This is a genomic window from Tenacibaculum sp. AWR4_210 (assembly GCF_056160945.1).
Map to the genome: position 1 here is coordinate 123,337 of NZ_JBSWYF010000003.1, position 24,860 is coordinate 148,196.

General features: G+C 36.6%; 16 protein-coding genes and 2 pseudogenes. 9 read left to right on the top strand and 9 right to left on the bottom strand.

The genetic code is table 11. The features are described from left to right. Nucleotides 1–31 precede the first annotated feature (31 nt). Nucleotides 32–5,527 (bottom strand): alpha-2-macroglobulin family protein, encoded by a 5,496-nt coding sequence (locus tag ACXAG7_RS06520; protein WP_476666369.1) that lies wholly within the window; start codon nucleotides 5,525–5,527, stop codon nucleotides 32–34. A gap of 115 nt (nucleotides 5,528–5,642) precedes the next feature. On the opposite strand from ACXAG7_RS06520, the gene ACXAG7_RS06525 reads away from it, so the two are divergent. The 3 genes from ACXAG7_RS06525 to ACXAG7_RS06535 are packed head-to-tail and all read left to right on the top strand — an operon-like array spanning nucleotide 5,643 to nucleotide 7,169. Beyond that, complete coding sequence (locus ACXAG7_RS06525; protein WP_408043416.1) at nucleotides 5,643–6,224, top strand: MiaE family protein; 582 nt, start codon at nucleotides 5,643–5,645, stop codon at nucleotides 6,222–6,224. A 27-nt stretch (nucleotides 6,225–6,251) separates the two neighbouring features. Continuing rightward, on the top strand, nucleotides 6,252–6,689 hold the full coding sequence (locus ACXAG7_RS06530) for a DUF4268 domain-containing protein (protein ID WP_408043415.1): 438 nt from the start codon (nucleotides 6,252–6,254) through the stop codon (nucleotides 6,687–6,689). A 12-nt stretch (nucleotides 6,690–6,701) separates the two neighbouring features. Then, nucleotides 6,702–7,169 (top strand): CAP domain-containing protein, encoded by a 468-nt coding sequence (locus tag ACXAG7_RS06535; protein WP_408043414.1) that lies wholly within the window; start codon nucleotides 6,702–6,704, stop codon nucleotides 7,167–7,169. 62 nt (nucleotides 7,170–7,231) lie between these two features. Here ACXAG7_RS06535 and ACXAG7_RS06540 read toward each other — a convergent pair whose 3' ends face one another. Then, entirely contained in the window at nucleotides 7,232–7,567 is a 336-nt protein-coding gene (locus ACXAG7_RS06540) for a DUF4870 domain-containing protein (RefSeq protein WP_408043413.1), read from the bottom strand. 98 nt (nucleotides 7,568–7,665) lie between these two features. On the opposite strand from ACXAG7_RS06540, the gene mnmE reads away from it, so the two are divergent. Then, nucleotides 7,666–9,060 (top strand): tRNA uridine-5-carboxymethylaminomethyl(34) synthesis GTPase MnmE, encoded by a 1,395-nt coding sequence (gene mnmE, locus ACXAG7_RS06545; RefSeq protein ID WP_408043412.1) that lies wholly within the window; start codon nucleotides 7,666–7,668, stop codon nucleotides 9,058–9,060. Nucleotides 9,061–9,719: 659 nt separating this feature from the next. On the opposite strand, the pseudogene ACXAG7_RS06550 reads toward mnmE, so the two are convergent. Next, nucleotides 9,720–9,980 (bottom strand): annotated as a pseudogene (locus ACXAG7_RS06550) (transposase); the annotation flags it as partial. 286 nt (nucleotides 9,981–10,266) lie between these two features. Between ACXAG7_RS06550 and ACXAG7_RS06555 the strand changes: the two are divergent. The 4 genes from ACXAG7_RS06555 to ACXAG7_RS06570 are packed head-to-tail and all read left to right on the top strand — an operon-like array spanning nucleotide 10,267 to nucleotide 13,725. Next, nucleotides 10,267–10,491, top strand: a complete 225-nt coding sequence (locus ACXAG7_RS06555) for a hypothetical protein (RefSeq protein ID WP_476666370.1) — start codon at nucleotides 10,267–10,269, stop codon at nucleotides 10,489–10,491. After that, on the top strand, nucleotides 10,475–10,744 hold the full coding sequence (locus ACXAG7_RS06560; RefSeq protein WP_476666371.1) for a hypothetical protein: 270 nt from the start codon (nucleotides 10,475–10,477) through the stop codon (nucleotides 10,742–10,744). Before ACXAG7_RS06555 ends, ACXAG7_RS06560 begins: the two co-directional genes overlap by 17 nt. A 27-nt stretch (nucleotides 10,745–10,771) precedes the next feature. Beyond that, nucleotides 10,772–12,601: an AAA family ATPase gene (locus ACXAG7_RS06565; RefSeq protein ID WP_476666372.1), complete on the top strand. Its 1,830-nt coding sequence runs from the start codon at nucleotides 10,772–10,774 to the stop codon at nucleotides 12,599–12,601. A gap of 2 nt (nucleotides 12,602–12,603) precedes the next feature. Continuing rightward, the gene (locus ACXAG7_RS06570) at nucleotides 12,604–13,725 is read left to right on the top strand and encodes a hypothetical protein (protein ID WP_476666373.1); all 1,122 of its coding nucleotides are present in this window, start codon (nucleotides 12,604–12,606) and stop codon (nucleotides 13,723–13,725) included. Between the two features lie 221 nt (nucleotides 13,726–13,946). On the opposite strand, the pseudogene ACXAG7_RS06575 reads toward ACXAG7_RS06570, so the two are convergent. Further along, nucleotides 13,947–15,032 (bottom strand): annotated as a pseudogene (locus ACXAG7_RS06575) (IS3 family transposase). Nucleotides 15,033–15,553: 521 nt separating this feature from the next. Between ACXAG7_RS06575 and ACXAG7_RS06580 the strand changes: the two are divergent. Then, a complete protein-coding gene (locus tag ACXAG7_RS06580; protein WP_476666374.1) occupies nucleotides 15,554–16,900 on the top strand; it encodes a T9SS type A sorting domain-containing protein in 1,347 nt (448 codons plus the stop codon). Between the two features lie 254 nt (nucleotides 16,901–17,154). Here the strand turns inward: ACXAG7_RS06580 and ACXAG7_RS06585 are convergent, their stop codons facing one another. The 5 genes from ACXAG7_RS06585 to ACXAG7_RS06605 all read right to left on the bottom strand — a co-directional run bounded on the left by ACXAG7_RS06585 (nucleotide 17,155) and on the right by ACXAG7_RS06605 (nucleotide 24,850). Then, the gene (locus tag ACXAG7_RS06585) at nucleotides 17,155–18,753 is read right to left on the bottom strand and encodes a tetratricopeptide repeat protein (RefSeq protein ID WP_476666375.1); all 1,599 of its coding nucleotides are present in this window, start codon (nucleotides 18,751–18,753) and stop codon (nucleotides 17,155–17,157) included. Between the two features lie 88 nt (nucleotides 18,754–18,841). Continuing rightward, nucleotides 18,842–19,006, bottom strand: a complete 165-nt coding sequence (locus tag ACXAG7_RS06590) for a hypothetical protein (protein WP_408043397.1) — start codon at nucleotides 19,004–19,006, stop codon at nucleotides 18,842–18,844. Between the two features lie 5 nt (nucleotides 19,007–19,011). Then, nucleotides 19,012–21,213, bottom strand: a complete 2,202-nt coding sequence (locus tag ACXAG7_RS06595; RefSeq protein WP_476666376.1) for a T9SS type A sorting domain-containing protein — start codon at nucleotides 21,211–21,213, stop codon at nucleotides 19,012–19,014. Nucleotides 21,214–21,511: 298 nt separating this feature from the next. Continuing rightward, the gene (locus ACXAG7_RS06600) at nucleotides 21,512–23,968 is read right to left on the bottom strand and encodes a leucine-rich repeat protein (RefSeq protein ID WP_476666377.1); all 2,457 of its coding nucleotides are present in this window, start codon (nucleotides 23,966–23,968) and stop codon (nucleotides 21,512–21,514) included. A gap of 15 nt (nucleotides 23,969–23,983) precedes the next feature. Continuing rightward, nucleotides 23,984–24,850: a hypothetical protein gene (locus ACXAG7_RS06605; RefSeq protein WP_476666378.1), complete on the bottom strand. Its 867-nt coding sequence runs from the start codon at nucleotides 24,848–24,850 to the stop codon at nucleotides 23,984–23,986. Nucleotides 24,851–24,860: the final 10 nt, after the last annotated feature.

A 24,860-nucleotide genomic window follows, 5' to 3' on the forward strand; every position in this document is an offset into this window, starting at 1 on the left:
CGCACCTCTTTTTTTACTTTATATACTGTATTTACTTTATCACTTTGACCCACTGACCTTGAGTTCTAGCGAAATAATTATTATCGTACATGGCCTCTGCCTGCGCTCCCGGTAAATAAAACTCACCTAAATAAGACGCATTGAGCAGCACCGTAAACGTTTTTGTCTCGTAGGCTTTTAAATTGAAGTACTGACTAATACTCGCATCTCTGATGTCGGTGTAATCCGCAGCAGCATTTCCTGCATCCCCCCCATAATCTGTATATCGGGTATTAATAATTTCCCATCCAGAAGGAATGTACTGAGTGAGTGCAACGTCATTTAAAGTCCTATTTGCACTGTTTCTGATAGTAACTACTGCCACGAAGTTCGTTCCTTGAGTCAACTCTTGTGGATTCAGTGTTGCTCCCGATTTCGACTTATAGTTAACCTGAACATCAATGTTTCGCTGCACCGCAATTTCTTTTCCTACTGGTAAAATCCCTTTGTTGATTAGGCGAACATAAACAGTTCCTTCTGAATTATTTTTCAAGGTCACTACGTTTTTCTTACTCAATTTCGTAACGTCTTGTGCATAAAAAGATTTAGAAGTACTTACATCCTCAGAAACTGATCCTAAACTGTACTTTACATCAATACCTTTAGCTCCTTTGTTTTTAAGTGCGTACTGACTCATTGCCAGCAAACAATAAGCAGTTGTTTGTGTACTCATCCATTGCTCGCTTGACAGGGCTGTTGCTAACTCTTTAGCGAGTGCAATACTCTTAGCTTCATCATTCATCAATGAATAGGTTTCTAAAGCCATTGCTTTACTTCTGTCTTCCGAACCGTAATTGTAATACCTCGTACGCTTGTAGGCTACTGCTCCGAGAGTGCCCATTACGGTTCTCGCAATTGCCTTTTTACCAATTAAGGCATAGGCCGCTGCCAAACGCATTTTGGCTTGATTAGAAATCCCGTTCGTTTCTCTGAGTCGATTCATAGAAGCGAGATCGGGACTGTTAGCCACACATAAGGTATACAAACGATAGGCTTGATTCATATCATCGCCATTATCGGAATTAAAGCGCCAATTTCTGGCTTGCTGCTTTTGATACGAAATCCACTTTCCTTTAAAACCTATCGGGAGCACGTAGCCTTTTTTTGCAGCTTCAAGCATAAAATGACCGGCATATGAGGTTCCCCATTGATTTGCGTATGAACCGCCTTGCCAATACGAAAGCCCTCCACTTGCCAATTGGAAGTTCGACAGGCGATTGATGGTTGCTTTTATATTCTGATCGATAGTTTCCAATTTTTCCTCTGAAAGATCAAAAATATCTTTTAAAAATAGTTGTGGAAACGCACTAGAGGTCGTTTGTTCTACGCAGCCATGAGGATACTGGATTAAGTATTCCATACGGCTTCCGAAATTTATTGCCGGAATACTCGACAACTCAACCGTAGCTACATTGGTACCTGCCGTTCCAAAGGTTTCAAAACTCAAACTAGTTTTTTCTTTACCCTTCAACACCAAGGCTTCAACTTTACTCGTAACTGGATTTGGATTTAACACGTCAATTTCAACTTCGAAGCTCGCTTTTTCGCTGCCCGATCGCGCTTCAACCGTCACTTTTCCAACTCCTTTAAAATCGTCTATTTTCAACGTAAAATAGGCCATTTTTTCATCCGGTTGTGCGAAATTCAGACGTTGTTCATCTGCTCCAATAACGGTATAGGCATCATCAGGCAGCACGCGTACCTTCACATTTTTTACAGAAGGCTTCATCGCAAACACTGTCACGGGTAAACTCACTGTTTCTGCAGGTGTAATTTTCCTTGGTAAGGATGCCAATACCATTAACGGTTTGCGTACAAATGCTGTTTTCTCGGCACTTCCGTAGGCTTCGTTTTTTGCATCGCTCGCAACTACCATGGCTCTTACCGAACCTAAGTATTTAGGAATCGAAATCTTATGCGTTTTTGTTTTTCCTTTTTCCAAAGTAAACGGACCTATAAATTTAACCATAGGCTTAAATCGATTGGCCTTCTTATTTTTACTTCCTGCTTCGGCTTCATCACCCCCAATACTTAAAATTTGATGTGCTCGCCCACCGTAGGCTCCAATAACATCATCAAACAAATCCCAAGTTCTTACACCCAACGATTGACGTGCATAAAAACTGTACCAAGGATTTGGAGTTCTAAATCTCGTTAAATCAAGCAAACCTTCGTCGACTACAGCCAAGGTATAGGTCATCGGTTTCCCTGCTGCTTCGCTAACACTAATCGTAGTCGTTTCTTCAGGGCGGAATTCATCAGCCATTTCAATTACTGGACTCAACTCAGTTTCAGGGTCAGTAATCTTCAAAGGAATAATTCCGTACATGCGTATCGGCAAATCATTTACTGTCTTGCTGTGTTTTTGCAAGAGCGATATATTCACGTATACATTTGGTGTATAACTCGCCAATACTGGGAAGGTGAAACTGGTCTGTTTAGCAGTTGTATTTACCCAAAAATGATCGAGAACTTCCTCTCCATTTTCAATCGTTACAAAGGCTCTTCCTCCCTCTGTTGATGGAAACTTAACCGTGGCTTCTTCACCTACCTTATAAGCATCTTTATCCGCAGTAAAAACCAACATGGTTGCATTTGACTTATCTTTTGCTCCCTTTTGCTTTCCGCTGTACCAAGGCCAATCAAAATAAACTACCTTTGACGTTATATGACCACTCTTTTTATCGCGTACTTTAATGAGGTAACGCCCCCAGTCATTTTCTCGAATTTTTAAAACAAAGCTTCCTTTTCCAGTACCATTCGTAGTTGTTGGCAATGTTTTATAAGCAGACTGATAGCTACTTCCATCATAACTCGACAAACCTGTATTTGATTGATTCCACCACCATCTCCACGAAAGCTTGTAAACCTTTACCTCTAAATTTGAGGCGGTCGCTTTTCCATTTTCATTTACCGTAGCTACGTTAAAACGGTACTCCTTATCTGTAAACAGATAATTCTTACTCTCTTTTTCTTCTGCAGATTGCAATCCTACATACGAAGTATAAGGCGAAACGTTTTTAGTATACACGTCCGTACTAAAATCACCTCCATTTTCGTATACTTTGGTAATAAAGATGGCCTTAAGCATCCCGGGAGCCTTTGAGGCAACACGAGGTTTTAAACTGAATTTTGCTTTCCCTTCATTGTTTAAACTACCTTTAAAAACTGAAAACTCTTCAGTTCCGAAACTCCTAGTTACATCGTCAAACTGGTAAGCACCCAAGCCTTTAAAACTCGTTTTTGCCGGTCTGAATTTCCCAGTAATATCCATTTTCATGTTTCTCGCAATCGCCCCGTGTAACCACTTAACTTCCGCAGTTCCTTCCACGCGTTGATTTGCTTTTATCAAGTTACCGGGCAGCGCCATTTTTATTTTTAAACGATTGGGTTTTATGGTTTCTACCTTAACCGTTTTACTAAATTTAGCGCCTCCTACAGCTACGTGCAATCTCCAATTTCCTGTTAACGCTTCTGATGCTGTAGTTGCCTTGTACACATACACGTCAGTATCATTGGTATACTGTACCGTGCGATCTACAATTTTACCTTGAGGATTTTCAAGTTCAAAACTTATCGGGTGATTGTTTGGTAATGGGTTCGCTTCATCATTGAGCACAAAGGTTAAATACATCGTATCTCCTGGTCTCCAAACTCCGCGTTCTCCGTAAACAAACCCTTTCAATCCTTTTTGCGATTTCACACCTGCCACATCAAACTTACTCAATGACAAGGTGTTTCCATCGGTTAGTTTTACGTATGATGTACTTTCTCCTTTTTTAGCTACAGCAAAAAAACTTCCTTCCAATTTGTCAAAGCTCACCACCCCGTCTTTGTTAGAAATTCCGGTTTCTATAGGCTGTTGTTGTAAATTGTACAAGGAAACTTCTGCCCCTTGCACTGGGCTCGCCTCTAATAAATCGGTCACAGCAATCAAGGTCTTATCATTTGTTCCTCGCTTCACTATAACTCCCAAGTTAGATGCCAAAATATTTTTTCTTACTTCCTTATCGTAATAATACGAGGGAGTACACGGGTTTTCTCTATCTCTCCAACGGTAATCGCTATACGATTTTCCATAATATCGGGTACTGTTGTACGCTCGCGTATCCACCTCTTTCTCTCCATAAATAATGGTCGTTTCTTCGTTCTCCTCACAACCGTACTTTGCGTAGGCTTGCTCAAAAGAAAGCTCTACGCGATACATAGCTCCACTTTCTACGTCAATCAGTTCTGCTAAGTCAACAGAAAAGGCATTTTCTTTAGAAATTTCTACTCCTTGATCTTCAAGGTTCATCGTGTACTTTACTTCAGGACGACCTACATAGCGGATATTCCCTTGATTACTCAGCTCATTCTGTTGTAAAAACTGAAGTATATTATCTTCGTAAATCTTATAAACAGTAACGTCAACGGCCTTCAAACTCGCCGCTTTAAAATTGATTTTTAAATTATCCGAATCAGGTAAAATACTCCCGCTGTTAATAAAGGAAACAGTTGGTTTTAGCTCTTCAAAATAGAGGTGTTGTTCATAATCCTCTCGAAGTGTATAGCCACTCGTATTTTTAATTCCCTTAAATATTTTTAAAGTTGCAGAGCGGTTAAATGAACGTTTCGGGTATACCGTAATAATGTTCTCCTTCACCTTATAGGTATAGGCATTCTTTGCCGTTTCTGTAAACTGAATAAGCCCTTTGATGTTTTGTGATTTTTGAATGGGGTCAGAAAAACTAATTTCTATCTGTTGTTTATCACCACCAATAACTTCAGTTTGTAGTATTTTAAAATTGTTTTTTCCAGTAATTACCACTTCTTTGTTCCCTCCAGAATTAGAACCCAAAGCTTTACCATCCCATTTCAATTTTACGTAGCTATCATCTTCTCCTCGTTTCAAGCTATCAATTTTAAAATATACCTTGTCTGCGTACGCATCGGTTTTTTCAAAGTTTACTGGATGCTCTTTTGACAAATAATTTGCCTTTAACACTTCCTGTAATTTAGCCGTCTCCATAACATCACTTCCGATCAACACCCCCTCGATATAATACCAATCTTTAGAGTACACCTTTAACGACTGGGTAGTTACGGTAAATCGAAGTTCTTTGATTTTCAACTTTAAGCGTAACTCCTCCGCATTCGAAGGAACCTCCGCATAGAGTTTATTCAAAATGAGTTTTACCGTATATTCTTTTCCATTCTGTAATTTTTCAGTGGGAACAAAACTCAGCGTTCTGTTACTATCATCGTACAACAAATTTCCCTTTACCTTCGGTTTTATGGTCATCGCCTCAGGAGCAATACTCGCTACATCTGGCTTTTTTGCCAAAATAAAGGAAATGTTATCGGTTGAGGACAGCAATTTTTCTGGTAGCGCACTGATGTACTCACCAAACTTGTTGAGATCCTTAGTTTCATCAGCTGATTTTTTACAACTGTGCAATGCCACTACTGCAATGAAAAGCAGGGCAATTTGATAGATTTTTTTCATTTTTGCGTTATTCTTTTTCTTAAAGTGATTGAAGAACACCAAAGTTAGCCATTTTCGGACTGGATTGTATTAAAAAAGACTTATATTTTTTACTTTTACAGCCTAAAATAGAATTATGCTTGGATTAAAATTTGAAACAGAGACTTCTTGGGTAGCTGTAGCCAAAAATGGATTGCAACAATTGCTTACTGATCATGCTTTTGCTGAACAAAAAGCAGCATCAAATGCCGTATCGATTATCATTAACTATTCAGAAGAAACTGAATTGGTAAAAGACATGAGTGATATTGCCATTGAGGAAATGGAGCACTTTAGAATGGTTCACAACATTATGGTGGAGCGCGATATGGTTTTAGGAAAAGCAACCAAAAATGACTACGCTTTAAAGTTACAAAAGTTTTTCCCTCACACTGGCGACCGCACAGAGGCTTTGGTTCACCGACTCTTGGTAGCTGCCTTAATCGAAGCGAGAAGTTGTGAACGTTTTAAGGTCTTTGCCGACAATATGAACGATGAACAGCTATCAAAATTTTATTACGATTTGATGATTTCAGAAGCGAACCACTATACTTTGTTTTTAGGCTATGCCCGTAAATACATGGATCGTGAAATCGTTGATCAAAAATGGAGTGATTTGTTGGCTTTTGAAGCTGCGATGATGCGCGACAGAGGAACTACCGCCAAAGTTCACGGATAAAAAATACGCAATACTCAAATAATTTTTATGTTTAGTAAAGAAGAATCTGCACGACTGCGCAAGGAATTCTGGACCAGTTTTGGTAAGTCGTTTCCGCGTAAGTGGTTGTTGTATCACACAAAAATCAAAGGTTTTGCGTTCAAATTTCAAGCGGATCGTAAAAGAGCCTCTGTTTGTTTAGATTTAGAACACCCAGAAACCATTGCCAATGAGCTGTTGTACGACCAAATGATTTCATTAAAGAAGATATTGGAATCTGAATATTTACCAGAAGTCATTTTTGACGATAATTTTGAATTGGACAACCGAAAAATCATCCATCGTATTTACGTACCTTACCCCAATAAATTTAGTATTCACAATAAGAATACTTGGCGTGAATGCTATGAGTTTTACGTGGAGACCATGACGCAGTTCGAACTCTTTTTTTACGAGTATGAAGATTTTATAAAACAAGCAATTTAAATACTTTTACATATGAAAAATTCCCCTTTAATTCTCCTTATTACATTAGTACTCAGTTTTTGTACTGCCTGCTCTGATGACGACACCAGTCAAGGATCATCAGCGCACAGCGCTTACGAAACTGAAATTATCAAGCTCATCAACGAGCATCGCAAGGGCAAAGGCCTTGCTGCATTACAAGAATTAGAAGCAATTAAATCGCAAACCGATGCCCATACCGATTATATGATCGGTGCCGGAAAAATATCGCATGACCTCTTTGATCAGCGAAAAGCCTATTTGGTAAAAAATGCAAAAATCAAGAGCATTGCTGAAAACGTTGCTCAGGGCTATTCAACAGCCCAAGGCGTTGTCAATGGTTGGCTAGGAAGTTCGGGACATCGAAAAAATATCGAAGGTAATTACAGTCATTCTATGATAACGGCTAAAAAAGACAAAAACGGTCGTTGGTATTACACACATATCTTCGTAAAACTTTAAATCAAACACAAAAAAAGCGCCCTAGAGCGCTTTTTTTATTCAAATAATTATATGTAATACTCCTAAACAAATGTCATGCTTAACGGATATGATGGTTTTTCATTTTTATTTGCTTTGATGGCATTTACTACCGCGTAGATGTAGGTGATTGCCATAACGGCAAAAATCCCTAACAAGCCAAGTCCAAACAATAAGATGAGCGGGATACAAATTAAGGTGTAAATAAACATCGAAATTCTGAAGTTAATTATTGCTCTACCGTGCTCATCCAAATCTTCTATTTCGTCTTTCTTTACCGCCCAAATTATCAGAGGAACGATAAAACCACCTACCCCCGTTACAAGATCCAATAATTGGCTTAAATGGGTTAAAGTAACTAATTGACTATTTCTTTTCATATGTTTTTGATGAATTGGTTATACTATATAGACGCAGGAGTTGCGAAAATGTTACACTTTGCAAATTCAAAATCGGGATTACTACGTATATTTGCAGCATGATACAAAACGACACCATAATAGCCTTAGCCACTCCGGCAGGCGTTGGAGCCATTGCTGTAATCCGATTATCAGGAGCAGCTGCTATACGTACAGTGAACCAATTTTTTGCTCCTGTAAAAAAAGGGAAAGATTTACTGACACAAAAAACGCACACGTTACATTTAGGACATATAGTACAGGGCACCAAAGTATTGGATCAGGTTTTGGTATCTATCTTTAAAAATCCACATTCGTATACAGGAGAAAATGTGGTGGAGATTTCTTGTCACGGATCGAGTTTTATCCAACAAGAAATTATCCAATTATTTTTACAGAATGGCTGTAGAATGGCAGACAATGGTGAGTTTACCATGCGAGCCTTTTTGAACGGTAAAATGGACTTGAGCCAAGCAGAGGCCGTTGCCGATGTGATTGCCTCAAACTCTGCAGCTTCGCATCAAGTAGCCATTCAACAAATGCGTGGTGGAATTACGAATGAACTCAAAGAACTTCGCGGACAGCTTTTAGACTTCGCCGCATTGATTGAATTAGAGCTCGATTTTTCGGGTGAAGATGTCGAGTTTGCCGATCGAACCAAATTCAAAGAACTCGTTGCAACTATTTCGAGTGTTTTAAAACGACTTATCGACTCTTTTGCTTTTGGTAATGCCATGAAGAATGGAATTCCTGTTGCCATCATCGGTGAGCCCAACGTAGGTAAATCTACCTTGCTGAATGCCTTGCTCAACGAGGAAAAAGCGATCGTTTCTGATATCGCCGGAACAACGCGTGACGCTATTGAAGATGAAGTTATCATTGACGGTGTTGCCTTTCGCTTTATCGATACCGCCGGAATCCGTGAAACAGAAGACGTCGTAGAGAATATCGGAATTCAAAAGGCCTATGAAAAAGCAGAAGCTGCCCAGCTAATTATCTTCTTAATCAACGCTGAGAAATACCTCAACAACGCTGCCGAGTTCCACAGTGAAATACGCAGTGTAAAAGAGCGCTTCCCGAATAAACGCTTATTAGTGCTCGTCAATAAAATAGACAGGGTACATACAGAAGTACTCAATGCGCTTACCACAGATCGAGAAGAATTTATTTTGCTTTCTGCCAAGGAAAAAATTGGTATTGACGCTTTACAAGCAGCATTGACCTCATTGGTAAATACCGGTGCCTTGAGTAACAACGAAACCATCGTAACCAATTCACGTCATTTTGAAGCTTTGACCTTAGCTCTTGAAAGTATTGAATCGGTAAAAAATGGAATTGAACTGGATATATCTTCTGATTTGTTTGCTATCGACATCCGCGAGTGTTTACGTCACCTAGGTAATATTACCGGTGAATACGATGTGGATAAAGACATACTCGGACATATTTTCGGTAATTTCTGTATTGGGAAGTAGATTTAGTTAACCAATAAAAATGAATAATCTGATTATCTAGAACACTAACAGAGACACTTATGGAGTACATTGGCGTCCTTGATTGGTATTATTAATCCCAGTAATTCCATATTTATCAATAGCTTCTTGGAGTGTTTCTGCAGAGCAGCTAGCTTCCATAGTGTTGGATACAGAACAGTTTAAAACGTATTTACTATACAGATACTTCCAAATACATAAATTCCATTCTCATTGGAATGTAAATGATATCAAGTTTACCATGCTTGATTAGCGAACCCTACAGATAAAATCTTCAGTAAATACGGATATACTTTATGAGCTTTATTACGTCTGGAGTTATGCTTCCTAGGTATGACTACTCTTAGTCTCATTACTTTATAATACAATCGCTCGATTCGTTTGAGATTCACTGTTTTTCCTTTGTCCAAAGTGAGCCATGTGTACATTCTTTTGGTCCCTTTAAAACAATGATTCATATAATGAGAATCAATCATCTGCATGAGTTTCAGACTCAATGCACTTCCTATTTTTGATTTGTAATAAACTCCTGATCGGAGAAATTTTAAATGCTTACATTGCTTTTCAACACTTAAGCTGGAATGATCTTTGCTTATCATTAATCTATGCTTATGCAGTGGTTTTATGGCAAGGCTTTAGCGCTTTTTTTCTATGATTTCTTTAGCCATTTGATGATCCAATGCCAAAGTAGTATACATTTGTTTTAATCTACAACTTTCTTCCTCTAGTTCTTTTAATCGTTTAAGTTCACTAGAATTCATTCCTGAGTATTTATTGCGCCATTTATAAAATGTCGCCGAGCTAACTCCATGGTCACGGGAGATCTCTGCTACGATTTTGCCATTATCAAATTCTTTTAAAATACTGGCGATTTGCTGTGGGGTAAATTTGCTTTTTCTCATAAGTTCTGTTTAAAAATAATACTATTTTTTCTACTTTTAAACAGTGTATTTTTTTTGGGAAGCTTACAGAATCTATTCTGAGTAAAAAAAGGTTCTTTCCAGAAGATTATTTAAAATCTGATAGCGGTATACATAAAATGAGATATTCACCAAATAAAAGAATAAATTTAAGTACTATTGACGAAATGACTAGAACTATGGCTATGACACCAGTAATAGAAAAACAGATAACATCCATAATTAATAATAAAGAGTAAAAACAGAATCAACTTACTAAATTTTGAACATGGTTGAAAGTAGAAAAAATTATAGAGATTCAAGATTAGAATTTGAAAGGCACTTAAATATTTTAGGTGAAATAATCCGAGATGGAAAAATACATATAGCGGAGGGAATCACAAAAGTAAGGTATTCACCAAATAAAAGAATAAATATGAATACTATAAATGAAATGGCTAGAAGTATGGCGATGACGGTTTCAAACCGAAAAGATTTTGAAGAAGATGAATAATGCAAATTTAGGAGGCATGCCTCCACCAAAAACAAGAAAAGAAATGGAACATAATCTAGCTTTGATCTTTGAAGATACATTAGAAAAACTAAAAAGCAGTGATGAAAGTTTACATGAAAATGTAATGATATTTACAGTTCCTCATTTAAAGAAAGTTAAAAACTCACCTAATTCGAGGTTAAATTTATTAACTATCAATAAATCTATAAGACTACAGGCAAAGATGTTAGACTGGATGAATTATGATTTTTAAGCATTTAAATACATTAAAATAAAAAAAATGACAATTCAATACATTTGGGTAAAAAAATATCAAACTTTAGAAGAAGCAGGTTTCTGTTTTAGTAATGAATTTATATTTCATTATGAAGATGATATACTAACAATTGAAGATTCTCCATATTATATTGAAAACTTTTTTTCTGAAAAAGAGAAGAATATCAATTCTATTACTGGAATAATAGGAGATAATGGTGCTGGGAAAACTACTATAATTAAATACATATTAAGAAATTTTGTAAAAGGTTTTAGCTCTCACGAGATGCCTGAATGTATTATGATTTATAAAGATAAAGGACAATTGTATTTATATCATCACGAATTGATAAATGTTAGATATTCATACCCAAGTATCAAAATTGTAAAAACAATAGATGAATTAAAGCATGGAGTTCATTTTATTTTTCATTCCAACCATTTTGACCCTCTTTCAAATGCAGGAGATTTAACAAAAAAGGAACTCTCTGGTCAAACAAATTTGTCTACTTTCCATTTGTTAAAAAGCGATTATACTCAACATACTGGAAAAGATCCAAATAGAGGAACTAGTTATGATCAAATTATGGTTTCCCATTCTAAAATGGAATTAAATAGGTTTGTTTCACTAATACGTAAATATTCTAGAAAAGAGATACTAACTGAATTCCCAAGTTATTTAGTAATAGAAGTCAACTTACAAGATGTAGAAGCTAAAAGAAAACAATATAGTGATTTGAACATGTTATTTGATAAGCTATATCCTACTAAAAATAAAAAGGATGCTTTTTCTTTAAATTTATTTAAAGCTTGTATTTTTAATTACATTAATAATTACAGTAACCTAAGTACTCAGTTTACCACAGAGATAGTTAGCATTTTACATAAAAAACTTGAACAAATTGATCGTGACAAAAAAGAATTAAAATTATCTGATATTCTAGAACTAATATCTATTCTTAAAAGGACTCAATTTCATGGTTTAGAAGATGAGTTTATTAAAATTTTAGATCTATATGAACTTTTAGTTGATTTAATTACTCTTAAGAATATTAGCCCTGATGGAATATCTTTTTTTATAAATATCAATTCAATAAAAAGGGAGGCAATTAATAAGCTTATAGATATTTATTCTGAATTAAAAGCTATTACTAAATACATAGACCTAAGGTTTAGTCATGATAAATGGACTCCAAGTTCTTTTAGTTCGGGAGAATATACTATGATGTCTATTTTCTCTCGTTTATTATGGTCAAAAAGAAAACCTAATCCATTACCTTCTAAAAAAAATATTATTTTACTATTAGACGAAGCAGAAATTGGTTTACATCCACGATGGCAATTACAATTTTTAAAAGTATTATCAGAGTTTATTTCAATAGAATTTAAAGGGTTTAACATTCAATTGATACTTACTTCTCATTCTCCTTTTATCGTTTCCGATTTACCTCCAAATTGCACCATTTTTATGAAGAAAGAAAATGAAAAAACAATAATATTCAATGGTTTAAAAAATCATAATGAAACATTTGGAGCCAATATACATAAGCTTTTTCAAAATTCATTTTTTGTAGATGACGGCCTAATCGGTCAATTTGCTTTAGCAAAGATTAATGCCTTGATTTTAGAACTAAATAAATTAACAGATAAATCTAATCTTACTGCTGAGCAAATCGAGAATTATGAAAGAAGAATTAAAATAATAGGTGAGCCTTTTATTAAAAATAAACTATTTGAACTATTATCAGAAAAATGTGTTGATTTTAGAGTTAAACTAATATCAGAAAAAGAATTAGAATTAGAACAACGAAAAAGAGAATTGGACGAACTGAAAAAAAATAATAAAAATAATTAAGTATGTTGAGAATTGAAATTTCAGGTAACTTAGATTATTTATTAGAAAAGCATTATAATGGTGTTGAAAAGTATTGCAAAGATCGTATTTCTTTTTTACTGGATTGTTTAAGTGCAAGTGGAGCTAATAATAATGATATTGAGGTTTTGAAAAAGAATAAATTAGCAGCTAAAACTAAATCATCTTTAGTTAATCTTTTACTTACTCAAGAAATAACAAAATATAGTGAATATAACTTATTAATTAATCCAGCAAACTACAAAAACACTATTAGTAATAATTCAAATAACTTAATTATTTTTTTTCAATACTTATTGAATAATAAAAATTTAAAAAGAATTATTATAGGTAAACCAGATATACTACATACCGAAGAGTATAATGCTTTAAATATTATTGGAATTAATAATATTAATGATGATATTAAAAAAATTATTTCTAAAATATTTTATTTTGATGATTTTCATAATTTTGAAGAATATAATTCTTACACTTTAATTGAAAATTTAAAACTTAATACTTGCGTCTATTGTAATAGACAATACACTTCATATATTAAAAATATTACCAAACCGTCAATAGATCATTTTTATGACAAAGGACAACACCCTCTACTAGGGCTTTCTTTCTATAATTTAATTCCATCTTGTGACCTATGTAACTCAAGATTTAAACACAAGAAGCCTTTCAGTGTACAATCTAATATTCATCCTCATAAAGAAGGTTTTGATGAAGATGCCAAATTTGATTATAAATTCGAACAATTAAACCCTAACATTAGTGATCCTTCTAATTTTAAAATATTATTACGAAATTCTGCTTCAACACCAAAATGGGATAGAATAGATAAAAATATAAAAGTATTTAAACTTGAAGAAATTTATCAAGTCCATAGAGATGTTGTAGGTGAAATTTATTTAAAAACTGATGAAAATAGTCAATACTATTTAGGGGATGTTATTAGTAGGCATCAAGAATTAAAAAGCAATTTTGGGGAAATTTATCGTTTTTACTTTGGGAATTACTATGAAAAAAATGATCATCATAAAAGACCTTTAGCAAAATTAACAAGAGATATTTTTGATAGACAAAGTTTTCTTAATAAATTAAAACTTAAAAAATAGTTGTAAATTCATTCACTAAACAATAGCTAAAAGAAAAGTAAAGTGTACAGCTTTAGTACACCAAAATTGCTACAAGCCCAATATTATATAGGAATTTCACATATTGTATTGGGAAGTAGATTTAGTTAACCAATAAAAATGAATAATCTAATTGTAAGCTTCCCCAAGTTAGAACTGCTTAATTGTAGAATTTTTTCAAAATTACAATTGTTTTTAATTCTTTAGGAACTAGTTGCTAAAAAATTGATTTCTGCATATTTTATTGAAGGAAAATTCCTCATACTATCATGAGGTCTGTAATGGTTGTAATCATCCATCCAAGTCTGAGTTATTCCTCTAACTTGATCAATACTTTTAAAAATATATTTATCTAAAACGCCTCTTCGACACGCCCCATTAAATCTCTCGATATAAGCATTTTGCATGGATTTTCCTGGTTAAATGTATTGGAAGACTATATCATGCATTTCACTCCATTGATTGGTTAAACTAGCAATGAATTCTGGACCATTGTCCATTCTAATCTTTTCAGGAATGCTTCTCCTTTTAATTAAATGATTTAACACCCAAACAACACGGTTACTTGTCAATGAATAGTCTATCTCAATATGCAATGCTTCTCGATTATAATCATCTATCACCGTAAAGGCTCGAAAACGTTTCTTATTGTCTAATACATCTGTAACAAAATCAACACTCCAAATATGTTTGAGTTCTAATGGTGTCTCTAAAGGCTGCTTGCCCCTTGTGGGTAGCCGTTTCTTTGTCTTTTGTCTTAGCGATAGTCCAAGTATTTTGTATACTCGGTAAACACGTTTATGGTTTCAGGGTTTTCCTTCGAGACGCAATGGATTGTATATCATCCAAAATCCTTCCTCGGAATGATGCTCAACCTTTTCTTTAACGCATTTTCAATCTAATTATCGTCTTTTGGTAATGACTTATAATAATAAACGCTCTTACTCATATTCAGTACATGACGCGCCCTGCTGATACCATAATGAACAAGCTCTTTACTAATGGCTCGTTTATGGCAGGGCTTTAGCGCTTTTTTCTATGATTTCTTTAGCCATTTGATGATCCAATACCAAAGTAGCATACATATGTTTTAATCTACAACTTTCTACCTCTAGTTCTTTTAAACGTTTAAGTTCACTAGAATTAATTCCTTAATATTTATTGTGCCATTTATAAAATGTCGCCGAGCTAACTCCATGGTCATGAGAGATCACTGCTACGGTTTTACCATTATCAAATTCTTTTAAAACACTGAGGATTTGCTGTGGGGTAAATTTGCTTTTTCTCATAAGTTCTGTTTAAAAAAAACACTATTTTTCTACTTTTAAACAGTGCGTTTTTTTGGGAAGCTTGCATTTAGAAAAAACTCTAACAAACAAGTAACATAATACCTCTATTAACAGATTTTCACCCCAACCAACTGTTGGTTATCATCCTGAAAGGGGTTGATTTTTTACAGTTACTAAGCTCCATACTTAGATTGCCAACTACAGGGGTTGCTCTAGTAGTTCATTGATAGCGGCCAAAACCCCTTGCTTCCACTCTTGTTCTAGTCTGCCGAATCATCGCAACTACTTACTTTTCAGCTAGCGTAGCTTTTCATTGCTCACAAAAACCTCTAAACCAATAATTTATTCAAAGAAAAATCAATAGTGTTAATTCTTCCAAAAAGGAGTAGTAATTGCCGGAAATATTGGAAATTTGACGGCGTTATTTCTGGGAACATACCTTAACAACGCCCCTAAAGGTTATGATACACCGGAAGTAATATTTATACCCTAATAGCACAATCACAAAACCAGATATAAAAATGAAAAGATTACTGGCTGTAGTATTCGTATTTAGTATTCCCCTATTTTGCTTAGCTCAAGATCAAAAAAATGTACTTTTCTTAGGAAATAGCTATACCTATACACACAATGTTCCAAACACGACAAAATTATTAGCACAATCCAATGGAGATGTCCTAAAATTCGACAGTCATACCCCCGGAGGGTACCGGCTAAATCAGCATGCCACCAATACCGCATCATTACAAAAAATACGAAACACCAATTGGGACCACATAGTTTTACAAGACCAAAGCTTAACACCAGCCTATAATTTTAATGGTTTTTACAGAGGTGTCAAAGGGCTTATTGAAGAAATAAACAACGGTTCTTGCACAAACAAAACCATTTTATTTATGACTTGGGGGAGAAAAAACAACGCTACGTATCCCTACAAAGAAATGCAAAAACGCACTACGGATAATTACAATAAAGTTGCTGATGCCTTTGAGACTGAAATTTCACCAGTAGGTGTTGCCTGGAAAAAAGTGCGCGACGATAAGGATCCTGTGAATTTGTACAGTGGCGATGGTAGCCATCAAAGTTTTGCAGGTACCTATTTAGCGGCATGTGTGTTTTATGCAACTATTTTCGACAAATCACCAGTCGGATTAGCCTATCGTGGTTCATTATCAGCAGCCGATGCTTTGTACTTGCAAAAAAAAGCTTTTGAAGCATATAACGAATACGTTGCCTTGAACCGCATTCACACTTCAAGCAATGAGGATGTCATTACCGATGTATATACCGGTAAAATCAACCATACCGAGGCAGAGCTTTCTAAGTTAGTTACCAATTGCTGCTTAAAGACTAATTTCAATCTTAATTTTTCAGGAAAAAAACCTAGTACTCAAGCTACTACGGAAATTAAGTATCGTATATATCAGAATGCTGGATTAGTAACTGAAGAATCAAAACGCTTAACCATAGATATCAATCCAACTATTTGCAATAAGGTGTCAAAAAACTTCCCGTTAAACATAAATCTTACCGCTGTTAATATCGGGACGTTTTATTTAGACCTTTATTTAAATGATATCTGGATAGCGTCATACACTTTACAAAAGTCATCTACCTTAAACGTTCATGAAGTTGCAGACACTAACGTTAAGATAACCCCCAACCCAACAACAGATTTTTTGTATTTCAATAATTTAAACAAAGTAATTCAAGTTTCAGTAATAGACATTAAGGGTAGCACAGTGCTCGACGCGAGTATCAATAATAACAAACTAGATGTAAGAAGCTTAACAAACGGAATCTATATTTTAAAAATTAAGAATAGTACCTTTAATTATAAGTTTATCAAAACTAAAATTGAACATTAATGACAGATTTAAAGGGTGGTTTTATCTTATTGTTTACGCTAAGACACATGATCATCCCTTTAAGTTTAGGACAGTAAGAATACTGAATTAAGATCATCAAATAATTCTCGCTACTCGTTATTTTTTAGGAACCAGCACCCTATTTATTGGTAGTGAATTTTAAACTCGATGATGTTATTTGCGATCCTTGCAAAGGAAAATAGCCTTTGCATTGCTTGTACCTAACTACTCCCCTTACGCATGTACGCCATACCTCATATCGTTGCTATATAGGCTTCGAGGGCTTCTTTAGCACTGAGTTGAAGCTTCTTTTTTAGACGAAAACGTGTCGATTTTATGGCTGCTATGCTCGTTTTTCTGATGAGGGCAATCTCTTTTCTCGAAAATCCATTTCGTATGTACAAACACACTTCCAAATCTGTTTTGGTAAGGTTTGGATGCTTTTTTTGCAATCTTCTTACAAAAGAACTTTGCGCATTTTTTAGCTTGCTCTTTACTGAGCTTATATCTTCTGGACTATGAATCCCTGCTTTTATCTTAGCAATGGCTATTTCCAAACTGGGCTCAACCTCTTTACGGGGCACATTCGAACTCAAAGCTGTATTTAACTCCTGGACTAGCCCGTTTTCTCTGTTTTCTCTGTTTTCTTTTTGTCGAATTAGCCAAGGATTCTTTGTCCTAGCTCGAAAATGAATCACCACACTAAAACCGATAAACACCAGCAGCAACCCCACAAATAAGTAACCGCCTCTAACCTGCGATTTTAATTGTTGATTTTCTTTTTTTCTTGCGTGCTGTTTTCGCTCTGAAACACCTAAAAGACTGTCTTGTAGTCGTTGTTTTTCATACTCATGATAAGCTTCTAGTTCTTGAATTTTTTCCGTTTGTTGTAGTAATTGAATTTCGGTGCTTACCTCATTGTACCTGGCCAAATCACTCATAGCTAACTCGTATTGCTCATTAACTTTAAAAATCTCACTTCGTATCAGATATCCCTGACAAAGTTGCTTTTTTTCTCCTTCGCGAATGGCTCCTTCAATACCTTCATTGGCATACTGCAAAGCCTCATCCAAATATTTCATTGAAAGAGATAGTTTAGCTAAACTGATTTGTGTGGCAATAACAGCTCTTCTTTTTTTTATCTGTTGTGCATAACTCAAATACTGTTGATACATCAATCGAGCTGTATCGAGTTTCTTTTCTATCACAAAAAGCGCTGCTCTATGAGCTTCCACCTGCCGTTTTCCTTCCTCATAGCCCACTCGATTAAAATAATGAGTGGCACTGTCCAAAGCAAAAATGGCAGCATCACGTTGCTTAAGATCTTTATAAACCATTGACAGTAAGGTGAAATTATTCCCTAAACGCTTATATGCTTTGCGAGTTCGATTACTAGCAATAGCTTTTTTAAAAAGTTGAATAGCGGTAGTAGCTTCTTTCTGAAGCCTGTAGATATACCCCATATTGTGATATACCGAAGCAAGTCTCCATGTATCGCCCATACTGAGATAAATTTTTTCGGCTTGGTAATAGTTATTGAGGGCCTTTGCATAGTCGAGTTTCCTACGGTAGTAAATTCCCCTGTGATTGTAGGTCTTAGCTCGTTGTATTCGACTGTCGTAGCTCGCTGTTTTAAGCAGCTTAACAATCTCATCACAGTAGTAAGGTACTTTATTGTAATCCCGACGCTTTTGATATCCACAGAGCGCTAACAAGGCCTCTACCCTTAAGGAATCAGAACTCGCTGTTTTGTACTTCGCTACTAAAAGCTCTAATTCCGTTTGATTTTTTACTTGTGCCAAAGCAATTACACTCACAAAAAACACGATCCCAAATAAATTCCAATTTCGCATAGCTACCTTACTTAAAAAACAACAAGGCCAGCAGCGCAAATACTGACCTTATTAAGTTAAACTCATAACAATTCTCTTTTTCACTGAATTACCACCCTGGTTCCTCAGGACTTTGTGCTTGTGCTTTTTTAGGATTCAAAAGCACATAAGTGCCAAGGGCGGTCAAAGCGGTATATTTCCCGTAATTCCCCAACTTTTTCAATGCTTCTTTTCTACTAATTTCCTCGGCTTTATGTTGATTTCTATCTTTCATTTTAATTAATGCTTTAGTACTATTTTTTGTGTTTTCACCCCATTCTCCGTGCTGATCTTCACTATGTAAACACCAACTGCGATTCCTTTAATCACGATACTTTTGTCTGTATTCAAGAGTGCAGTGCTCTCGATAATTTCAGCACCAGTAATGCTGTACATACTCAGGTGTATTGGTCTGGTTGCTGATCCTTGTACCCTAAGAATTCCATCGGTATAACTGATAGTATAGTCGTCCAATGCCTCTTCTTGCAGCTCTTCCTTTTTTGTATGAAGGTAAAATCGACCTACGCCTTTTGCTCCCTCTGTAAGTACTAGCGAATAGTCTTCTTTTTTCAAATTAACATACTTCCCTAGCAAACGATCTTCTAAATACACTTCCCTGCTAATCGTTTCTGTACCCTTTGCCAATGAAATGCTTACTTGCGCTCCTTGCTCCGCCACTACCCCTAAGGATATTTCATCATCTGCAGAGGTCATGGGTAGGTATTGGTGGGTAAAGTTATTTTCTGAAGAACCGTCTACCAATCGCGAATACAAATCCAAACCATTCGCATCAAAATTCCCTACATCATATCCGACATCCAATCCGTTGGTACTCGCTTGATGGTATGCTATTACTGTGCTTACCACCCTACTTTTTGAAGTAATGTTTAGTTCTAATTTCTCAACAGAGTTCATCTGTTGTCTTTGAAATGCTCCTCCTGTAGCTGGCTGCATAACTCTTTGTGCTTGATTAAAACTAACTGAACTCGCGCTGGTAGCAGTCTTTACAAAAAAGCCTTGCCCTGGAGCCAATGCTCGCTCACCACTGGCCAAGGAGCTTACTACGTATTTGTGCTGAGCATTGTCCCAAACATAAATACCGGCATACATCGGATCAAGATTGGCCAAATTGGTAGTTATAAAATTGGTACCTGAATTTTCATTAACAGGTAAAAATGCCGTAAACGGGTTTCCAATAGCATTCCAGGCTCCACCTGTAACAGCTCGGTTGACATCCGCAGTTTCCACAGTTCCTGTAAAGCTAACACCTCCATCGGTTCCCCTAGAAATTGCATAGCTTCTCCCTTTTTCAAACTGAATGCTATTCGTAGTTAAATCGTCAACGGTATAATACACCCATTTTGTTCCTGCTGCCCGGCTATCATCGTAATATGCAACGGCATACTGATGTGGACTTACTGTTGTGTTTTTACGAATATCATTACTTGCATTCTCAACAAACTCTTTGATACTTTGCCCATGAACAGGCGCTGTAATAATACTCCATTTATCAGCCATTAAGCCTCCTCGTTCATAGGTCACCATTCCGGTAGCACTTCCGGTTACCAGTAACGTTGGGCTTGCATTCACCGAGCTTATCATGGTTAAGGTTCCCTCATTCGTAAAGGTACCAGCAACCTCTAAGGTACCGTTATTGGTAAGTTGTAAAGCTGAACCACTATGAATTTTCAAATCGCGACTCTTAGCAAGTACTCCCGTACCAATTATGGGTGTCGTAGCTACATTTGGTAGCTCCACATTATCCGTCGCCGTTGGGATACTTGAAGTACTCCAGTTAGCCGTATTGGTCCACGAAGTGTCTGAGGTACCTGACCACAGATGACTGCCTTTGATTGTAGCTCCTGATGAGTCAAAAGAATCACCAAAAATTTGCGTTCCCGGCGAATTGGTACAGTCCGGAAATCCAAAAGTGGCAGGACCACAAGCAGTAAAAAATTGATCTAGAAAAGCGGTTCCCGTTTCAAAGGCAACAGTAGGATCTTGAGTTTTGTCTTGGTATTTAATTTTAATACTACATAGGTGTTTGGCTGTAGTCGTTACATTATTAGCGGTTATAGTTCCACTGCTAACTCCTTGCTGAAAGGAGGTGGATACTCTTCCACTAGTATTGTCGTTGACAATAAAATCTTTATACGCAGGAAATCCATATACTTCTGCCAAAATACTCCCTGTTGGCTGTAAAAAAGAAAAACTTCCATTGGTGTGAATATTAGCACCAAAAGCTGCGGTGTTATAAGTAAAATAAATTTGTCCAGAACCTAATTTGAAAGCAGTATCGGAGGTAATATAAATATCTGCCTCGTAAAAATCATTGGTTCCATCGTTTGTATTTCTGGCATTAACTATGGTAAAACTTATCTGCTGTGCCTTAGAAAATGTACTAATTAACAGCAGCAATACGATGAGTAGTTTTTTGTTCATGATGTAGTAATAAATTTGAGGTTGCTTAAAAACCTGCCTTCCTGAAATCCCCAATAGCGCAGAGAAAGCTATTAATTTCCCTTCAGGAGGCAGGCAAGCCCGAATTCTTATTAAATTTTTTGAATGTTTACAATTTGCATGGTCGAACCATTAAAGGATTTCTCTATTTTAACTCGAGATAACCAGAATAGCGTTCCTCGATAAACAATGGGTAGAAATGAAAACTTATTTATTTCTCTTCTCACTCTAAATTTCCTTTTGGGGTTAAATAATTTCATTTGTTGTTTGTTTGTTTTGATTAAAATTGTTCTCCAGCCCCCATGTTGTTATGGAGTACTTTTGTGATATCTATATTTTGAATTTGTCCGTTTAAATCAAGATCTTCTGAGGTATAGCCAGCACTGCCTAATTTTTGCACCAAGCGATTCATATCCGTGTTTTGAATTTGTCCGTTGTTGTCAGTATCTCCGGCGATCAAGGCATATTTCTTTTGTCCGCCAGAACTTGTGTATACATATCGAACAGCGGCTTCACCGCCTTTTAAGTTTGAACTATCAGACAAATCAACTGCCGTTGTAATTGCCGATAAACTCATCGGATTACTGGTTATTACCCCCAAGTGATTGCGGTGAAACACCGCTAGGTAATAGTCTCCGCTTGGAACTGCGAAAAACAAGTTGCTGGTATTGCTTTCCACATCTACAAGGCTACCAGAGCGTGTTATGAGAAAAGATTTCGCAGCTGTAATTTTCGTTTGGTCTGATGCGTCTCGTAATTGAATCTCAACCCAATCAACAACTGCCGTTTCGCCTGTTACCGCTAGCCTACTCGCCGTAGTGTTTATTGCATCAGAAAACGGAGTGCGTTCCGGTACCAATCCCTGCGCCCGCAGATCATCTCTCATTAAATGCTCTTCTCCTACGCTAGGATTTTTCATTGCTCCCTCTAAAAAAAGGCTAACCGTACATTGAATGCCACATGCTGTTTTTACGGAATCAAAACTGGTATACTTCCCTGAATCGGCATAGAACGAAAAGAAACTTGGCCGGGTACCGTAGGTCGCATAATTTACCAATCCACAAACTTCCGATGTGTTGGGTAAATACAAAGACCAATAATTGCCATTTACAGTTCTCAGCGCTGATAAATTCACCGAAACCAACTGTTCTTCTGCCAGATAATGATCTATATTAACATCATTTCCTCCATTGAGGCTCACTAAATTTTGCAGGCCATCGAGATTTTTTAATGCATTTCCTGAGATATTAAGACGTCCAATATCGGTGAGAGACTCAAACCCCGTTACAGAAACAAGGCTGTTGTTATCTAAAATCAACAAGTTAGCGATACTCGTAAGCTTTGGAAATCCCGTCATGCTTACCAGCCCCGTATTTCTCAAACTTAGCTTTTCCAAGCCATTGAGGTTGTGTATTCCTTGTAAGGATCTAAAACCACTACAATTCTCTACAGCGATCTCTTTCAAAGTTGTAAACGCATCCAATCCAGCTAAATCAGGGAGGTTTGCACTGCTTTTAATTTCGATAGTTTCCGTAGAATTTTGAGCTAAACCACTTAAGGAAGTCAGACCATCACAGCCTTCAATAGCTATTTTACCAATTGAACTAACATTGGATACCCCTGTCAAATTGGTTATATTCGGAACATTTTTGATGCCGAGATAAACTATCGAATTCAACTGTGAAACTCCCGACAAAGTTGTCAGTGAATTACAGGTATCTAGATTCAATGAAGACAAGGATTTGATGTTTTCTGCACCTGTAAAATCGGTGAGCGCACAATTTGTGATGGAAAAGGAAGTCGTAATCCGTTCTAAATTAGAAATCCCTGTGAGTTTTACTAAAGAGGTACAATCTATCAACTCAAACGTGGCCAATTCTTGTAAAGATTCCATTCCCTGTAAGTCAAGTACCTTCAACCCTTGCAGCTTTAGACGATCGAGCGAACTAACCTCCGGGAAATTGTTTAAATTCTTCAACCCAGTCATCCCTGAAAGCAACAATTCATTTAGAGAGCTAAGGTTGGAAAGTCCGGCCAACGATTCAATGTTTTCATTGTTTTGAATAGTAATACGCTCCGCACGTATCATTTTTGTAAAATCCAAGAGATCGATTAAGGCACTTTCCGTAATGGTGATATTTTTCCCAGACGTGAGGTTGTGTAATCCGTATAAGCTACTTAGCTTGTTGTTTCCTATAGTGATATTAAAATTGGCTTCCTCCCAATGGCTAAAGGCACTGATATCTTCTAACTTACTATTAGCGTTAATGCTAAGACCATTAAGCGCACTTAAGTTTGCCAAACCATCAAGAGCCAGCAGGGCGTCGTTTCCCGATATCGATAGTCCATTTCCAATAGAACTCAATCCACTCAACCCTTGCAAGCTAGTTAAACTGTCATTGTTATTAATGGACACGGAACTCCCAACACTTTCAATTCCTTTAAGTCCGTTGAGTCCCGCTAGGCTGGTATTGGATATCGACAAAATGCCCGTAACTTTTTTAACTTTATTATCAAGCACTGACACATCTGTAATTCCTGCTCCGGAAATAATGAGATTCCCTGTTATTTCCGTGCAATTAGGATAATTGGCAACAAAAGAAGCTACTGCTGCTTGTGAGTTTAAATACACAGTACCGCTAGGGCATTGCGCAGCTAACCGCAACCCCAAAAAACACAAACTCATTGCGAGTATCGCTTTCTGAAAAACGAAAGGCAGGTATTTTTCTGTATTCATGATCATTTGTATTGACTATTTAAACTGCTCTCCTTTACCCATATTTACCTGTAATACGGTATTGACATCTGAGTTTTGAACTTGACCGTTCATATCCACATCGGCATCCGAATACCCAGCAACTCCAATTGATTGCTTCACTGTCGTCGCATCCGTGTTTTGAATTTGTCCATTTCCATCACAATCACCTGCAATCATGGCATAAATTCCATTACCCATCGATACTAAGGCCGCAGCTCCCTCGTATACTGCTGACGGTGAATTCCCTAAATTAACCGATGTTGCTACTGGTGTTAAAGCCACCGTATTTTGGCTGCGTATCGCCAGGTGATTTCTATGATTAACAGCGATGTAATAATCTCCTGAAGCTATTTTAAATCCTACAGCAGAAACACCGTCTGTGCTCACGATGTCACCATCGGCCTGTAAAAGAGCAGATTGCCCAGTTACTACAGTATCAGAGTCACTTTTATCTCGAAGTGTTATCCAAACCCAATCGACTATAGCATCCTTACCAGTGACAGCCAAAACTCCAGCATCACACTGCTGTTTATCTGAATACGGGCTCGTTGTAGGAAGCATATTATTTTTCCTCAATCCATCATCCATCAGAACGGTTCCTGTGGTAACCAATGGCCCTTGTAAAAAAACCACCGCAGCGAGCTTAAGTCGAAGTTGAATACTTTCTTGCTGAAAACCTTGATGTAATTGCTGTGTTGCTCCTACTTTTGACTGTACTACCAATTCTCCTAAGGTAAAGTCAAGACTACCATTAACAGTACTTAAATCAGTACCTCCAGCCCCAATTACCGTGCGCTCCAAAGATTGAGAAACCGCTAAGACACTACATAAAATGAAACTTATGATTAAAACTTTTCTCATAATTACACCT

What these genes read in the sequence shown, in the direction of transcription:
- ACXAG7_RS06540 (WP_408043413.1), bottom strand. Translation starts at nt 7,567, where the DNA reads ATGAAAAGAAATAGTCAATTAGTTACTTTAACCCATTTAAGCCAATTA.
- ACXAG7_RS06600 (WP_476666377.1), bottom strand. Translation starts at nt 23,968, where the DNA reads ATGAATACAGAAAAATACCTGCCTTTCGTTTTTCAGAAAGCGATACTC.
- ACXAG7_RS06535 (WP_408043414.1), top strand. Translation starts at nt 6,702, where the DNA reads ATGAAAAATTCCCCTTTAATTCTCCTTATTACATTAGTACTCAGTTTT.
- mnmE (WP_408043412.1), top strand. Translation starts at nt 7,666, where the DNA reads ATGATACAAAACGACACCATAATAGCCTTAGCCACTCCGGCAGGCGTT.
- ACXAG7_RS06570 (WP_476666373.1), top strand. Translation starts at nt 12,604, where the DNA reads ATGTTGAGAATTGAAATTTCAGGTAACTTAGATTATTTATTAGAAAAG.
- ACXAG7_RS06520 (WP_476666369.1), bottom strand. Translation starts at nt 5,527, where the DNA reads ATGAAAAAAATCTATCAAATTGCCCTGCTTTTCATTGCAGTAGTGGCA.
- ACXAG7_RS06525 (WP_408043416.1), top strand. Translation starts at nt 5,643, where the DNA reads ATGCTTGGATTAAAATTTGAAACAGAGACTTCTTGGGTAGCTGTAGCC.
- ACXAG7_RS06580 (WP_476666374.1), top strand. Translation starts at nt 15,554, where the DNA reads ATGAAAAGATTACTGGCTGTAGTATTCGTATTTAGTATTCCCCTATTT.
- ACXAG7_RS06595 (WP_476666376.1), bottom strand. Translation starts at nt 21,213, where the DNA reads ATGAACAAAAAACTACTCATCGTATTGCTGCTGTTAATTAGTACATTT.
- ACXAG7_RS06565 (WP_476666372.1), top strand. Translation starts at nt 10,772, where the DNA reads ATGACAATTCAATACATTTGGGTAAAAAAATATCAAACTTTAGAAGAA.
- ACXAG7_RS06585 (WP_476666375.1), bottom strand. Translation starts at nt 18,753, where the DNA reads ATGCGAAATTGGAATTTATTTGGGATCGTGTTTTTTGTGAGTGTAATT.
- ACXAG7_RS06530 (WP_408043415.1), top strand. Translation starts at nt 6,252, where the DNA reads ATGTTTAGTAAAGAAGAATCTGCACGACTGCGCAAGGAATTCTGGACC.
- ACXAG7_RS06555 (WP_476666370.1), top strand. Translation starts at nt 10,267, where the DNA reads ATGGTTGAAAGTAGAAAAAATTATAGAGATTCAAGATTAGAATTTGAA.
- ACXAG7_RS06605 (WP_476666378.1), bottom strand. Translation starts at nt 24,850, where the DNA reads ATGAGAAAAGTTTTAATCATAAGTTTCATTTTATGTAGTGTCTTAGCG.
- ACXAG7_RS06590 (WP_408043397.1), bottom strand. Translation starts at nt 19,006, where the DNA reads ATGAAAGATAGAAATCAACATAAAGCCGAGGAAATTAGTAGAAAAGAA.